Origin of the sequence: Falsiphaeobacter marinintestinus (assembly GCF_007923355.1) — a bacterium.
In the GTDB taxonomy this organism is placed as follows: domain Bacteria; phylum Pseudomonadota; class Alphaproteobacteria; order Rhodobacterales; family Rhodobacteraceae; genus Phaeobacter_A; species Phaeobacter_A marinintestinus.
This window is the reverse complement of sequence record NZ_VOGO01000002.1, coordinates 66,281-80,255: the sequence shown is the minus strand read 5'-3', so window position 1 is coordinate 80,255 and position 13,975 is coordinate 66,281. Positions and strand designations below refer to the sequence as shown.

10 protein-coding genes are annotated in these 13,975 nt (G+C 59.8%); 8 read left to right on the top strand and 2 right to left on the bottom strand.

All coding sequences use genetic code 11. The features are described 5' to 3' along the window. Nucleotides 1–21: 21 nt before the first annotated feature. On the bottom strand, nt 22–2,172 hold the full coding sequence (locus FOY56_RS04635; protein WP_146344658.1) for a malate synthase G: 2,151 nt from the start codon (nt 2,170–2,172) through the stop codon (nt 22–24). A 257-nt stretch (nt 2,173–2,429) separates the two neighbouring features. Between FOY56_RS04635 and pepN the strand changes: the two genes are divergently transcribed. The 5 genes from pepN to gatB all read left to right on the top strand — a co-directional run bounded on the left by pepN (nt 2,430) and on the right by gatB (nt 9,451). Continuing rightward, nucleotides 2,430–4,982 carry an aminopeptidase N gene (pepN, locus tag FOY56_RS04630; protein ID WP_146344657.1) on the top strand — a complete coding sequence of 851 codons (2,553 nt, stop codon included), beginning with the start codon at nt 2,430–2,432 and terminating at the stop codon, nt 4,980–4,982. Nucleotides 4,983–5,172: 190 nt separating this feature from the next. Next, entirely contained in the window at nt 5,173–5,919 is a 747-nt protein-coding gene (locus tag FOY56_RS04625) for an SDR family oxidoreductase (protein WP_146344656.1), read from the top strand. Continuing rightward, nucleotides 5,919–6,350, top strand: a complete 432-nt coding sequence (locus FOY56_RS04620; RefSeq protein ID WP_146344655.1) for a hypothetical protein — start codon at nt 5,919–5,921, stop codon at nt 6,348–6,350. Before FOY56_RS04625 ends, FOY56_RS04620 begins: the two co-directional genes overlap by 1 nt. Before the next feature lie 218 nt (nt 6,351–6,568). After that, nucleotides 6,569–7,831, top strand: a complete 1,263-nt coding sequence (locus FOY56_RS04615; protein ID WP_146344654.1) for a hypothetical protein — start codon at nt 6,569–6,571, stop codon at nt 7,829–7,831. 108 nt (nt 7,832–7,939) lie between these two features. Further along, nucleotides 7,940–9,451 (top strand): Asp-tRNA(Asn)/Glu-tRNA(Gln) amidotransferase subunit GatB, encoded by a 1,512-nt coding sequence (gene gatB, locus FOY56_RS04610; protein ID WP_146344653.1) that lies wholly within the window; start codon nt 7,940–7,942, stop codon nt 9,449–9,451. 132 nt (nt 9,452–9,583) lie between these two features. On the opposite strand, the gene FOY56_RS23475 is transcribed toward gatB, so the two are convergent. Then, nucleotides 9,584–9,751: a hypothetical protein gene (locus FOY56_RS23475; protein WP_186766238.1), complete on the bottom strand. Its 168-nt coding sequence runs from the start codon at nt 9,749–9,751 to the stop codon at nt 9,584–9,586. Nucleotides 9,752–9,903: 152 nt separating this feature from the next. On the opposite strand from FOY56_RS23475, the gene FOY56_RS04605 reads away from it, so the two are divergent. From FOY56_RS04605 to FOY56_RS04595, 3 genes are all read left to right on the top strand, one after another. Beyond that, entirely contained in the window at nt 9,904–11,691 is a 1,788-nt protein-coding gene (locus tag FOY56_RS04605; protein ID WP_186766237.1) for a helix-turn-helix domain-containing protein, read from the top strand. Between the two features lie 238 nt (nt 11,692–11,929). Then, on the top strand, nt 11,930–13,375 hold the full coding sequence (locus FOY56_RS04600; protein WP_146344651.1) for a tetratricopeptide repeat protein: 1,446 nt from the start codon (nt 11,930–11,932) through the stop codon (nt 13,373–13,375). 83 nt (nt 13,376–13,458) lie between these two features. Next, nucleotides 13,459–13,941 (top strand): thioesterase family protein, encoded by a 483-nt coding sequence (locus FOY56_RS04595; protein WP_146344650.1) that lies wholly within the window; start codon nt 13,459–13,461, stop codon nt 13,939–13,941. Nucleotides 13,942–13,975 lie beyond the last annotated feature (34 nt).

Sequence of the window (13,975 nt, the reverse complement as noted above, 5' to 3'; positions counted from 1 at the left end):
GGGCAGACAGCCCCCTCCCCTTTACCCTTGATGTGTTGCTTTCCATTCCAGACGCCGGGCGTGCAGCACTGGTTCCGTATATCCCGACGGCTGCACGCGACCTTTGAACACCAGATCACTGGCCGCCTGAAACGCCACGCCGTCGAACCCCGGCGCCATTGGCACATAGGACGCATCGCCGTCATTCTGACGATCGACCACAGCCGCCATTTTTCGCATCGCTGTCATCACCTGACCGTCATCAACCACACCATGGTGCAGCCAATTGGCCAGCGCCTGGGACGAGATCCGGCAGGTCGCGCGGTCTTCCATCAGCCCGACATCGTGAATGTCCGGCACTTTCGAACAGCCAACGCCCTGATCGACCCAGCGCACGACATACCCAAGGATGCCTTGGGCGTTGTTCTCAATCTCCTGCGCGATTTCATCGTCGCTCAGATTGCGCCCGACCATGACCGGGATGGTCAGCAGATCACCCAGCGACCCACGCGCGCCGCCGGCCTTGATCTCATTCTGCCGGGCAAACACGTCAACCTCATGATAATGCGTCGCGTGCAGTGTTGCGGCCGTCGGTGACGGAACCCAGGCACAGTTCGCCCCCGCTTGCGGATGACCAATCTTGGCCTCCAGCATATTCGCCATCAGATCCGGCATGGCCCACATGCCCTTGCCAATCTGCGCCTTGCCCTGCAACCCGCAGGCCAGTCCGATATCGACATTGCGATCCTCATAAGACGTGATCCACGGCGTCGATTTCATTTCACCTTTGGGCAGCATCGGCCCGGCCTCCATCGAGGTATGGATTTCATCCCCGGTGCGGTCCAGAAAGCCGGTGTTGATAAATGCAACCCGGTCTTTGGCGGAGCGGATGCATTCTTTCAGGTTCACACTGGTGCGACGTTCTTCGTCCATGATGCCCAGTTTCACGGTGTTGCGTGGGAGACCAAGGATGTCTTCGACCATATCGAATATCTCAACCGCAAAGGCGACTTCTTCGGGGCCGTGCATCTTTGGTTTCACAACATAGACCGAGCCATGCAGGGAATTGCCACCATCCCGCTGCAGATCATGCATTGCGATCATCGCGGTGCAGAGCGCATCCAGCAGCCCTTCGCCAATTTCAAGCCCCTCGGCGTCCAATACAGCCGGGTTGGTCATCAGATGGCCGACATTGCGCACCAACATCAGCGACCGACCCTTCAGCGTCAGCGCACTGCCATCCGGAGCGGTAAACGTCAGATCATCGGCCAGCACCCGGTCAAAGGTCTTGCCGCCCTTGGACACGCTTTCCTTCAGATCGCCGCGCATCAGGCCCAGCCAGTTGGTATAGGCCAGCACCTTGTCTTCGGCATCGACAGCCGCGACGCTGTCTTCGCAATCCATGATGGTCGACATGGCGGATTCCAGAACCACATCCGCGATATGGGCCGGGTCGTCCTTGCCGATCGCATGGCTTGCGTCAAGGATGACGCGCAGATGCAGGCCATTGCAAACAAACAAAAGTTCGTCGATGTCGCCACGGTGCCCGGCATACTGCGCCGGATCAGCCAACCGCACAGCCCCCGACGTCGTCGAAAATACAGGCCCGTCCGCATCCACTTGAAGACCATTTACGTCCGTCCAGCTGGCCCCGTTCAGAGGCACCGCTTTGTCCAGATGGGCCTTGGCCCAGGCCACAACCCGCGCGCCCCGCGCCGAATCATATCCGCCCCCCGCTGGCAAATCACCCAGCGCGTCCGTTCCGTAAAGCGCATCATACAGCGATCCCCACCGCGCATTCGCAGCGTTCAGCGCAAAACGCGCATTGGTGATCGGCACAACAAGCTGAGGACCGGGCACATGGGCGATCTCGGGATCAACACCTGTTGTCTCAATCTCAAAATCCGCATCTTCCGGCACAAGATACCCGATCTCGCGCAGGAAGGCTTCATAGGCCGCCGCATCATGGTCCTGCCCTTGACGCGCCATATGCCAGGCATCGACCCGGCTCTGGATGTCTGCGCGAGCGGCCAGAAACGCGCGGTTCTTTGGCCCTAGTTCCGTTGTCATCTGCGCCAGGCCGGCCCAGAAATCATCCGCTGACACGCCTGTTCCCGGCAAAGCCTGCGTTTCGATGAAATCCACCAGCTCGGTCGCCACCTGCAACCCTTGCTTTTCCACCCGATCCGTCATCGCGGCCTCCTCTTCGAACTACCCCTGCCTAGAACGGCAACCAATCTCGCCCTGATTAGAACAAAAGTTTCCGATAGGCAACACGGTGGTCAAAAAGGTTTACCAATTCTCCAAGGCGCACTTTCAAGATTGTCCGAACCTTTGGCAGAAGGCGCGAAATCCATGCAAGCGATGCTGCAAAATCCGGTCCCTTGCAGCCTTCGCGCGCGACCTCTACGGTCCGCATCAACACCGGTTCAAAGCTTCAAGGACATGCCATGCGCGACGCTGCACCGAAGACGATCTATCTGAAAGACTACACACCCTTTGGCTATATGATCGACGCGGTCGAACTGACCTTTCGCCTTGATCCCACCGCCACCCGTGTCCTGAGCCGCATCGCGTTTCGCCCCAACCCGGACGCAAGCGATAACCGGTTTTTCCTCTATGGGGAAAACCTGAAGCTGATTTCGGCCACCATCGACGGCAACCCCGTCGACCTGCGCGCGGTCGATGACGGGATCGAAGCCGATGTGCCCGATGCCCCCTTCGTGTGGGAGGCCGAGGTCGAGATCAATCCGCAGGCCAACACAGCGCTGGAAGGGCTGTACATGTCCAACGGCATGTACTGCACCCAGTGTGAGCCCGAAGGCTTTCGCAAGATCACCTACTACCCGGACCGCCCCGATGTGATGGCCACCTTCGACGTGCGGATCGAAAGCGATCTTCCGGTGATGCTGTCCAATGGCAATCCGGGCACCGTCGGTGAGGGTTTTGCCGAATGGTCCGACCCCTGGCCAAAGCCCGCATATCTGTTCGCTCTGGTCGCAGGCGATTTGGTGGCCCACCCGGATCAGTTCACCACAAGTTCCGGCACTGATGTCAGCCTGAACATCTGGGTGCGCCCCGGCGACGAAAACAAATGTGCCTTCGGGATGGAAGCGCTCAAGAAGTCGATGTCATGGGACGAAGAGGTCTATGGGCGCGAATACGATCTGAACACGTTCAACATCGTTGCTGTCGATGACTTCAATATGGGCGCGATGGAAAACAAGGGGCTGAACATCTTCAACTCCTCTGCGGTTCTTGCCAGCCCCGAAACCTCGACCGATGTCAATTTCCAGCGGATCGAAGCGATCATTGCGCACGAGTATTTCCACAACTGGACAGGCAACCGCATCACCTGCCGCGACTGGTTTCAGTTGTGCCTGAAAGAGGGGCTGACCGTTTTCCGCGATGCCCAGTTCACGTCGGACGTGCGCTCAGAACCCGTCAAGCGCATACAGGACGTGATCGATTTGCGCGGGCGTCAGTTTCCGGAAGACAATGGGCCTTTGTCGCATCCAGTGCGACCCGAAAGCTTTCAGGAAATCAACAACTTCTACACCGCGACCGTCTATGAGAAAGGCGCCGAGGTGATCGGCATGCTGAAACGTCTGGTCGGCGATGCTGCCTATGCCGAAGCGCTGGAGCTGTATTTCGCGCGCCATGACGGTCAGGCCTGCACCATCGAAGACTGGCTCGCTGTGTTTCAGGATGTCACCGGGCGCGACCTGACGCAGTTCAAGCGCTGGTATTCGCAATCGGGCACGCCCCGGTTGGCGGTCGAAGAGTCCTTTGCCGATGGCACCTATACGCTGACCTTTACGCAATCGACACCATCCACTCCGGGCCAGCCCGACAAAGCGCCTCAGGTGATCCCTGTTGCCGTCGGGTTGTTGGGTCAGAACGGCGACGAAGTTGTGCCGACACAGGTGCTCGAGATGACCGAGGCCACGCAGTCGTTCACCTTTGAAAACCTGCCCAGCAAACCGGTTGCATCGATCCTGCGCGGGTTTTCAGCCCCTGTAATCCTTGAACGATCGACCCAAGCCGCAGAACGCGCGTTCCTGCTGGCGCATGACACCGACCCGTTCAACCGCTGGGAAGCGGGCCGCAGCCTTGCCAGCGAGACCCTGATCGCCATGGCAACCGAAGACGCCGCACCAGATGCCGCCTATCTGGATGGCATTCTTGCCGTTCTGCGCGATGACGGTTTGGATCCGGCCTATCGCGCGTTGATGCTGGGCTTGCCGGGTCAGTCCGAACTGGCCGGGGCGCTGCATGAGCGCGGCATCACGCCTGACCCGATGGCGATCTGGCAGGCGATCGAAACGATGAAACAGGCCATGGCCCAGACCGCGCAAGACACCCTGCCGCGGATTTATGCCGATATGCAGATCGACGGAGAATACCGCCCGGATGCCGAGCAATCCGGCAAGCGCGCTTTGTCCGGTGGGGCTTTGGCGCTGATGTCGCGGCAGGATGGCGGGGCGCAGGCGGCAGCGCAATATGGTCAGGCCGACAACATGACCCAGCAACTGTCGGCGCTGGCCTGCTTGCTGAGTGCAGGCAAAGGCGCCGATCAACTGGCGGCGTTCTATGATCAGTGGCAGGATGACCGGCTGGTGATCGACAAATGGTTCATGTTGCAGATCACCCAAGCCAGCCCCGACGCGGCTGTTGAGACAGCCCGGAGGCTGACGGAACATGCCGATTTCAACTGGAAGAACCCGAACCGGTTCCGCGCGGTGTTTGGTGCCCTGTCGATGAACCACGCCGGTTTTCATAATGCGGATGGGTCGGGCTATGCCCTGCTGGCGGACTGGTTGATCAAGCTCAACCCGGTGAACCCGCAAACCACGGCGCGCATGTGTTCGGCGTTCCAAACCTGGCGGCGATACGATGCCGACCGTCAGGCGCTGATCAAGGTCCAGCTGGACCGGATTGCCGACACGCCGGACCTGTCCCGGGACGTTGCAGAAATGATAACACGGATTCGCGGAGCATAACCAAGTCGTTTGATAGCCATATGCCAGTCCCGAAAGCCACGCCCTGTCGCAACAGGTACAACGGCGGGCTTTCGGGCAAACCCATCAATAAGGGTGACGCGCCTTCGGCAAATGGGGGCCCCGCCCCGCACCATGTTGGCACGTCTGAACCGGCCTTTCCATGCGGGCAACACTGCGATAGCCTGCCCGCATGACAGACAGAAAAACTCTTCTCATCACCGGCGCCAGCGCTGGTATCGGCGCGGCAACAGCACGGCTTGCGGCCAAACGCGGTTATGATCTGGCCCTGAATTACCGCAGCGACACAAAAGGCATGCAGGCCGTTGCGGTAGACTGCGAAGCGGCTGGTGCGCGGACGCTGATCCTGCAGGCGGATGTTGCCGACCCCGACCAGATCGCGGCGATGTACGCCCAGATCGATGCCGAGTTCGGACGGCTTGATGCCTTGGTGAACAACGCGGGCATTGTAGATCAGGCGGCCAAGGTAACCGACCTGACCCACGACCGGTTGCGGCGCATGTTCGATGTCAATGTGATCGGCGCGATGCTGGTCGCAAAAGAAGCCGTGCTACGGATGCAGGCTCAGGGTGATGGCGGTGCCATCGTCAACATCTCGTCCGCTGCGGCCCGGCTTGGGTCCGCCAATCAATACGTCGACTACGCCGCGTCCAAGGCCGCTGTCGATACCTTTACCAAGGGGCTGAGCGACGAGGTTGCGGCCGACAACATCCGCGTCTGTTCCCTGCGCCCCGGCCTGATCGATACCGAAATCCATGCTAAGGGCGGCGATCCGGATCGCGCCGCGCGGCTGGCGCACAACGTCCCGATCCAGCGCACCGGCAGCCCCGAAGAAGTGGCGCGCGCCATCCTGTTCCTGCTGTCCGATGACGCATCTTACGTCACCGGCACAACTCTGGATGTGACAGGCGGACGATAGTGGTTGCCCCCCTGACGTTTCAGCGCGAGGCCCGCACGCCGGGCCTCCAGTTCGCTTTGATCGCGATTTATGCCGTGCTGACGGTGCTGGTCTATGTCTATGACGCCGCATTCTGGGTCATCGCGCTGCTGATCCTGCCGACACTTCCGGCGTTGTTCGACCTCTATACCAACCCCGTGTCCACGCTGACCTTGGGCGCAACGACATTGGACTGGGCCAATGGCAGGCGTCACGGCAGCCTGAACCTTGCTGACATCGACCACATGCGGTTCGACACCCGTTGGGATTTCTCGGTGCGTGCCACGGCCATTCTGAGCAACAAAACCAAACAACGCCTGCCGCAGCCCTGCATGCCGCCACATCTGTCTTTGGAGCAGGCGTTCCAGGACCGCGGAATCAGGGTCGAACGACACCACTTCCGCGTGTTCTAAGCAGTGATCCGCCCTTATTACCTGGTGATTTGAGAACAATGCAGCCACCAGACCGGGATTGGCGACAACGTCGGCCAGACTTTGGCGGATTGCTGCTAATTTGCCCAATTTGTCTTTGGTATTCTTCTCGGGAAAGCCATCTTTAGGCCCAATACGCAGGCAATGATGACTGCACATGATTTTACCAGTAGCCGGGTCTTTCGATGATAAACCGATCCTTGAGTACCCTTTTCCCGAAACTTGCCAGTTTCCGGCGGGCTTTCGTTCAGCGACCTGCAGCCGTGCTGGCGCTGCCTGCCCCGAAACCGCAGCGCAGCACACTACCAGACCTGAGCTTACTGGACATCCCGATCCGCGATCTCAGCAGCGACGGCGCCGCAGCCCGCGCCGCCTTTGCCCGTGGTCAGTTCCTGGCGCGTCAGGACCGGTGGGAAGACTTGTCAGGCGAAATCATGAGTGCTGACGCCGACCGTCAGAAAACCCCTGCCGGTATGCCGATCGCTGATCTGATGGCCTACGGAGCCCGGGCGGACGTGGTTCAGGCTGCCGAGCATGCACTGTTCGAAGAACGCCCCGCCAATGACACCCCGCTGGTCGACGGCATCGCTGCGTTGGAACAGATCCGCAGTGAGTTTTCAGATGACCCGTATATCACCGCCATTGTCGCAATGACACATGTCGACATAGGTTGGACATGGCGCGGCAGTGGTCAGAACAGCGTACTTCCGCAACTGAACCGCGACCGCTGCGTTGCCCATTTCGACCGCGCTTTCGAAATTCTGAACCCCTTCTGCGGTATCGAATTGAACAGCCCACTAATTGCCAGCACACGCTGCGCGCTTCTTGCAGGAAGCCGCGATCCGTTGCCGCGTCTGGCCGATGACTATGAGGATCTGATCGACCTCGACCCTGAAAATCACCGCCCGATGCGCGCCCTTGGCAACCACATGCTGCCGCAATGGTTCGGGACTTATGGCGCCCTTGATCTGGAAGCCCGCCGCACCGCTGCCCGCACGCAAGATATCTGGGGGGCCGGAGGATACACATGGGTCTGTTTTGATGCCATGGCACAGGATGAACGCGTCTGTGAAGTGATCGACACCGAGTTCTTCATCGAAGGACTGCGCGATATCGTAAAAGCACGCCCCGATCAGGAAACCGTCAATCTGCTTGCCGCGTTCTGTGCCGTAACGCTCAGATCCCAGGAAGGCCTTGATATCAATTCAGATCTCGCCCGCTTTCAGATTGCCGACTGTGCGTCATGGTTGATCCGCGACCACCTGACCGAGCTGCATCCGCTGATCTGGGCGCACGCTTCGGAAGGCTTTGACAACAATGCCCGCATCATGTCCCCCAGCCGGTTCGCCGCGCGCGGCAGGTCGCACGGGCTGATGGCCATCGCTGAACAGTTCCGGGACGATATTGATCGCGGGTTGCGCGTGACCTTCACACCGGATGGCCCACAGGTCGGGCCTGCATAATCAAACCAATTGACGCCCTCAGGGCCCGACTGCATTTCATTGCCTCTTGCCCAGCCGCGCCACCGCGCCTAGAACGCTCGGGATCCAGATATACAAGAAGGCACGCCCATGCTTGACCTGACTTACGACATGCCAAAACCCAAAATCATCGCCGGAGCCAAGCACGATTGGGAACTGGTGATCGGCTTAGAGGTCCACGCGCAGGTCAGTTCGAACGCGAAACTGTTTTCGGGCGCCTCGACTGCATTCGGAGCCGAACCGAACTCCAACGTCTCGTTTGTGGACGCTGCCATGCCCGGCATGTTGCCCGTGATCAACGAGTATTGCGTCGAACAAGCGGTGCGCACCGGGTTGGGCCTGAAGGCCGACATCAACCTTGTAAGTGCCTTTGATCGCAAGAACTATTTCTATCCCGACCTGCCGCAGGGCTATCAGATTTCGCAGCTGTACCACCCCATCGTGGGCGAAGGCGAAGTGCTGGTGGAACTGGGCGACGGAACCGCACGTCAGGTGCGGATCGAACGCATCCACTTGGAGCAGGATGCCGGAAAATCCATTCACGACATGGATCCGCACATGTCCTTTGTTGACCTCAACCGGACTGGTGTGGCGCTGATGGAGATCGTGTCGCGGCCTGACATTCGCGGACCGGAAGAAGCTGCGGCTTACGTGACCAAGCTGCGGCAGATCCTCAGGTATCTTGGGACGTGCGATGGCAACATGCAGAACGGCAACATGCGCGCAGATGTGAACGTGTCGATCTGCCTGCCAGGAGCGTACGAGAAGTATCAGGAAACACAGGACTTTTCGCATCTGGGCACGCGGTGCGAAATCAAGAACATGAACTCGATGCGGTTCATTCAGGCGGCGATTGAAATCGAGGCGCGGCGCCAGATTGCGATTGTCGAAGCGGGTGGAAAAGTCGATCAGGAAACCCGCCTGTATGATCCGGACAAGAACGAAACGCGGTCGATGCGGTCCAAGGAAGAAGCGCATGATTATCGCTATTTCCCCGACCCCGATCTGATGCCGCTGGAGATCGAACAGGGCTGGGTGGATGACATTCAGGCCAGCTTGCCTGAGCTTCCGGATGAGAAAAAATCACGCTTTATCAATGACTTCTCTCTGTCTGATTATGATGCATCGGTGCTGACAGCCGAGGCTGAAAGTGCGGAATATTTTGAGTCCGTTGCGGAAGGGCGCGATGGGAAACTGGCGGCGAACTGGGTGATCAATGAGCTGTTTGGGCGGCTGAAGAAAGACGACCTTGATATCACCGACAGCCCGGTGTCACCGGCGCAGCTGGGTGGGATTATCGAGCTGATTTCGGCCGAGACGATCTCGGGCAAAATCGCCAAGGACCTGTTTGAAATCGTGTTTAATGAAGGCGGTGATCCTGCTGTAATCGTTGAAGAACGTGGAATGAAGCAGGTCACGGATACGGGCGCGATCGAGGCCGCTTTGGACCAGATCATCGCTGATAATCCGGCGCAGGTTGAGAAGGCCAAGGTCAATCCCAAGCTGGCTGGATGGTTCGTTGGGCAGGTGATGAAAGCGACGGGTGGCAAGGCCAATCCCAAGGCGGTCAATCAACTGGTCGCGCAGAAGCTGGCACAGTGATTTGACCGTTTTGTACAGACCCTGAGAGGGGGTTTGTCCGTTTTGTACACTCTGAAAACAGCGCAGACCCCGGAGCTGATCCGGGGTCTGCGCTGTTTCCTGCGATCCCCGGTCAGTCCGGAAAGATCACGGTCAGTGACCGGCCTTCAAAACCATGGCCACATACAGCGCCGTGACGATCTGATTGACCAGTTCCTTGTCGAGCCCAAGGCACGATGCGCCATAGGCACCGGCAAGCCCGGCATAGATTGTCTTGTGCGACCAGAGGATGCTGATCTGTTTTGTAATCCACTCTTTCATCGGAAGTCCTTTCCGTTAAACTGAGTGGGGCCCCACCGAAGGTCTGCTTCGGCCTCAATTGATGAGATCAATCTGGCGACTTGGCGGGGCAATTGCGTTGTGCAATTGTTGCAGCATTCCGGTTGTGGCGAATTGCGAAAGGTTGTGGAAAGTTGTTGGACCGCGTGGCCTTTGGCGCATTGGTAAAGCGAAAGCGCGGTCAAAAACGCCTGACGCAACAGACATTGGCAGAAGATGTGTTTGGCGATTCGTCGCGAAAGGCCGATATCTCCCGAATTGAAAACGCCAAGGTTGAGCCGCAGGAAGCGACCATTCAGAAATTGTGCAAGGTGCTGGGCATATCTGAAGCCGAGATGGCCCCGATCCGCAGCTTTCGCCCGGCTGCCCAACTGGATCAGATCCCGACGCTAAGCCGCGATGATCTGGAATTGCTGGCCTCGCGATTTGGGGCGGAAACCCCGCATGATCAAAGTGATGGTCAGTTACGGGAGTTTCTGACGTCAAAAGCGCAGGAGTATCGAAAGCTGCGCGGCCAGATTGCAGAGCTGAAAGGTCTTTCAGCGCGAATCGATAATGTGCGCGGGACGGCGGAGGGTGCGCTTGATAACGGCGATTTCGACGGGGCCAAATCGCTTTTACAGGACGCGCGGGAAATCATCCAAGATCAGATTCGCGAACCGTTGGAAATCAATGCGACTTTGATGGAGCGTCAGGCAGATATTGCCTTGCTGCAAGGCGATGCCGAGCAGGCCTATGTCCTATTCAAGGCCGCTGCCGACAGTTTTGCCGGGATTGATCCACTGGACCCGGCGCGGCGAAAGATTTTGAGATACTTTGAAATTCTGTGGAAGCACGGCTTGCGTTACGGGGGCGACGGGTTGGCGCGGGCAGAGGCGTTGGTGCGCCCGATTTTGACAGACGACCTGCTGTCCGCAGATGGGTGGCTGTGGGCCGCCGGGCAAAATACCCTCGCCGCCGCGCTTCAAGAGCAAGGTATCCGCACGGGTGGGGCAGAAGGGGTGGCGTTGTTGGGACAGGCCGTTGACGCCTATCGCGATGCGCTCACCGTGTACACCCGCGCTGAGCATCCGGTGGACTGGGCGATGACGCAGAACAACCTCGCCAACGCGCTTGTGCAGCAAGGCATCCGCACGGGCGGTGCAGAGGGGGCGGTTTTGTTGGGACAGGCCGTTGACGCCTATAACGCAGCGCTGACCGTTTACACCCGCGCAGAGCATCCGGTGGACTGGGCGATGACGCAGAACAACCTCGCCATCGCGCTCAGGAATCAAGGCACCCGCACGGGTGGTGCAGCGGGGGCGGTTTTGTTGGGACAGGCTGTTGAGGCCTATCGCGCCGCGCTGACCGTTTACACCCGCGCAGAGCATCCGGTGGACTGGGCGATGACGCAGAACAACCTTGGCGGCGCGCTTGAGGCGCAAGGTACCCGCACAGGCGGTGCAGAGGGGGCGGTTTTGTTGGGACAGGCCGTTGAGGCCTATCGCGATGCGCTCACCGTGCGCACCCGCGCAGAGCATCCGGTGCACTGGGCGGGGACGCAGAACAACCTCGCCGTCGCGCTTCAGGCGCAAGGCATCCGCACAGGTGGTGCAGAGGGGGCAGCTTTGTTGGGACAGGCCATTGACGCCTATCGCGATGCGCTGACCGTGTACACCCGCGCAGCGCATCCGGTGCAATGGGCGATGACGCAGTTTAACCTTGCGATTGCCGAACAAGGGATTGCGCAGCATGACAGTTGTGAAGACCCTGAACCGCAATTGCGGGCGGCGTTGGGTCATGTAGAGGCCGCGCTGGAGGTCTTTGACCCCGTGCACATGCCGTATAATCACGACAAGGCCTTGGCGTTGCGCGAGTGGATTCAGGCGGCGTTGGACGGGCATGGTGGGTCGGCGTCGGGGGACGCGGGCGGCGAGGCGTAGACTCGTGACGTTACGTTCCGTGGCGCAGGGCCGGTTCGACCCCTGTTTTTGGAATGTATTTTCCCAATTCTGACGTAATTCGCCGCAAATTCACCGTTTTCTGCGAGCATCGGGATGACAGTATACCTGTGACACCCGGTCCTGTGACGCTGCTTTGGACCGGCCGTTGGAACAGGCTTTGACGGCCGGCGGAGTGTTTTTCGCCGGATGTGTGTAGTAACGAGTGGGGGATCGACAGGTGTTAGATCACGTGGCTTTTGGCGCTTTGGTGAAACGAAAGCGTGGCGAAAAGAAACTTTTATCGATCAATCTGGCGGAAGACGTGTTTGGCGACCCCAAACGGCGGCGTCATCTTGCGAAGATCGAAAACGCGCTGGTGCTGCCCGACCCCGAGACGGTTCAGAAACTGTGTGCGGTGCTGGAGATCAGTGAGGCCGAGATGGCCGAGATCCGCAATTTCCGGCTGGTGACGCAATTGAACCAGATCCCGGCGCTGGACCGGGACGAGCTGGACCTGCTGGCGTTTCATTTTGGCGCGGAGCGGGCGCATGATCAGAGCGAAAACGAGTTGCGGTCGTTCCTGACGCTGAAGGCGCAGGCGTATCGCAGTCTACGGCGGCGGGTGGCGGATCTGGCCGGGGTGTCGGCGCGGATCGATGCGGTGCATGCGGCGATCGAGACGGCGTTGGAGTGCGGTGACTTTGAGGCGGCCAAGGGGTTGCTGGTGGAGGCGCGCGAAGGCGCGGCGGATGCGAGCGTCGAGACGCTGGAGATCACTGCCAAGCTGATGGAACGGCAGGCCGCGATTGCGTTGTTGCAGGGCAAGGTCCGTCAGGCGCAGTCGCTGTTGTCGAGCGCGGCGGAGAGCTTTTCAAGCGTAGATCCGCAGGAACCGGCGCGGCGCAAGATCTTTAGATACGTGGATATTCTGTGGGATCACGGGTTGCGGTTTGGCGGCGACGGGCTGACGCGATCAAAAGCGATGCTGCGGATGGTGCTGACGGATGATCTGAAGGACCTGAACAGCTGGCTGTGGGCGGCGGGGCAGAACGCGCTGGCCGTGGTGCTGTCGGATCAGGGCGGGCGGCTGGATGGCGCGCCGGGAACCGAGCTGATCGGGGAGGCTGTCGTGGCCTATCGCGCGGCGTTGTCGGTTTATACGCAAGCCGATTACCCGGTGGAATGGGCGATGGCGCAGAACAATCTGGGCACGGCGTTGTCGGACCAGGGCGAGCGCACCGAGGACCCGGAAGGCGCGGCGTTGCTGGCCGAGGCGGTGGACGCCTATCGCGCGGCGCTGGAAGTTTACACCCGCGCCGATCACCCGACCGAATGGGCGATGGCGCAGAACAATCTGGGCGCGGCGTTGCAGGAGCAAGGCACCCAGACGGAAGGCGCCGATGGTGTGGCGGTGCTGGAACAGGCGGTTGAGGCCTATCGTGCCGCGCTGTCGGTGCGGACGCGGGATGACAATGCTGTCGGCTGGGCGATGACCCAGGAAAACATGGCAATTGCGGAACAGGCAATTGCGATGCATGACGCCAACCCCGATCCGCGCCCCCATCTGAGCGCGGCGCTTCAGCATGTCGAGGCGGCCCTGGGGGTTTATGACTCGGATTACCTGCCTGCGGTTCACGACACCGCCACGACGTTGCGCGACGGGATCCGGGCGGTTTTGATGTAAGGTCACGGCGCGCCCTTTGCGGGGTGCTCTGGACGGTACCGGGTCGTCGGGCTAAGCCGGTCGTGCAACACTTTGGAGGTGTCATGACCGCGCCCTTTACCTCAGCCCCGATGCGGGTTCTGCCCGACTGGATCGATTATAATGGCCATCTGAACATGGCCTATTACAGCGTGCTGTTTGATCAGGGCGCTGAGGCGATGTTTCACACCGGCATTTTCGGCAAGGAGTATCGCGAGACCCGTGGGTTCACGACGTTTTCGGCCGAGTTTCACGTCTGTTACCTGCGCGAACTGCATGAAGGCGATGCGGTTTATGTGACGACGCAATTGCTGGATTTTGACGCCAAGCGGTTTCATTTTTATCAGGAACTCTACCACGAAGACGGATGGCTGTCGGCCACTGGCGAGGGGTTGGGGTTGCACATCGATCAGAGCGGGCCGCGCGTTGCCGCGATGCCGGATGATGTGCAGGACAAGCTGGCCGCGATGCTGAAAGAGCATTCCGCCCTGCCCCATCCCGAGCGCGCGGGTCGGCGGATCGCAATTCCCGGCGGGCGGTTTGATTAGAGGGGGGCGCTGCCCCCGTCCCCGATTAAATCGG